The organism is Aeromonas sp. QDB18 (assembly GCF_027705325.1).
GTDB classification, from domain to species: Bacteria; Pseudomonadota; Gammaproteobacteria; order Enterobacterales; family Aeromonadaceae; genus Aeromonas; species Aeromonas caviae.
In genome coordinates, this window is sequence record NZ_JAPDBQ010000280.1 from 1 (window position 1) to 1457 (window position 1457).

Consider the following 1457-nt stretch of genomic DNA (forward strand, 5'->3'; position numbering starts at 1 on the left):
CTTTGATACGCTCTCCCTTTTGCCAGGGAAGAGCCTATGTCTGCCAAGAGGATTGCAATGCGTAAAATTCGTGAAGTACTGCGACTGAGGCTGGAAGCTGACCTCTCTGTTCGCCAGATAAGTTGTTGCACCAAGGTCAGTGTCGGCTCCATCCAGAAACTCCTCAAAAGTGCCCAGACGCTCGGTCTGACCTGGCCCTTACCTACCGAGCTTGATGATGGCCAACTGGCGGCCCTGTTCTATCCGCAGGCCGATACCACCATCTCGGCCCGCCATGTTGTACCGGATTGGCCCTCTGTCCATCAGGAGCTCAAGCGCAAGGGGGTCTCCAAGCAACTGCTCTGGGAGGAGTACACCCAGCGCTATCCCAACAGCTGTTACAGCTACTCCCAGTTCTGCGACCGTTACAAGTCCTGGTGTCAGTTGCAAAAGCGCTCCATGCGCCAGCTCCACAAGGCGGGCGAAAAACTCTTTATCGACTACTGCGGGCCCACGGTGCCCATCGTCTCGCCGACTACGGGTGAGGTCCGTCAGGCCCAGATCTTTGTCGCTGTGCTTGGTGCGTCCAACTACACCTTTGCCGAGGCCACCTGGTCCCAGTCACTGCCGGACTGGCTGCAAAGCCATGTCCGTGCCTTTGAGTTTTTCGGCGGGACCCCGGCACTGCTGATCCCCGACAACCTCAAGAGTGGTGTCAGCAAGGCTTGCCGATACGATCCCGAGCTCAACCCCAGTTACCAGCAGTTGGCCGAGCACTATCAGGTAGCGGTGATGCCAGCGCGCCCTTACAAGCCCAAGGACAAAGCCAAGGCTGAAGTGGGTGTGCAGATCGTCGAGCGCTGGATCCTGGCCCGCCTGCGCCATCAGACTTTCTTCTCGCTTGCCGAGCTCAACCAGTGCATCCGGGCCTTGCTGAACGAACTCAACGAGCGCCCGTTCAAGCAACTGCCCGGTAACCGGCGCGAGGCGTTTGAGCAGTTGGACCGCCCGGCACTGGAACCACTGCCGGTGCATCCCTATCGCTATGTCGCCATCAAAACGGTCAAGGTCAACATCGACTATCACGTCAGCTATGAGCAGCACCACTACTCAGTGCCGCACCAGTATGTGGGTCAGCAACTGGAGCTCCATGCGGGCGATACCCTGCTTCAGGTCTATCACCAGCAACAGCTGGTCGCGAGCCATCCGCGTAAAACCATCCCGGGGATGAGCACGCTCCCGGAACACATGCCGGAACGTCACAGCAAGCAGCAACGCTGGACGCCAGGCCGTCTTAAACAGTGGGCTGCTGACATCGGACCGGGCACCCTGTGCTGGGTTAGCGAACGGCTGGCAGAGAAAGCCCATGCCGAGCAGGCATACCGACTCTGCCTGGGGCTACTGAGTCTTAGCCGGGAGTATCCGCCATCACGGGTCGAGGCCTGCTGCCAGTTGGCTAATCGGGAAGGACTGGTGCG

At 59.3% G+C, this 1457-nt stretch carries 1 protein-coding gene; it reads left to right on the top strand.

Annotated elements, in window-relative coordinates; all coding sequences use genetic code 11:
- Nucleotides 1-36: 36 nt before the first annotated feature.
- Nucleotides 37-1457 (top strand): IS21-like element ISAs29 family transposase (istA, locus tag OKC30_RS21590; RefSeq protein ID WP_270809812.1); only part of this gene is annotated, 1421 nt, incomplete at its 3' end.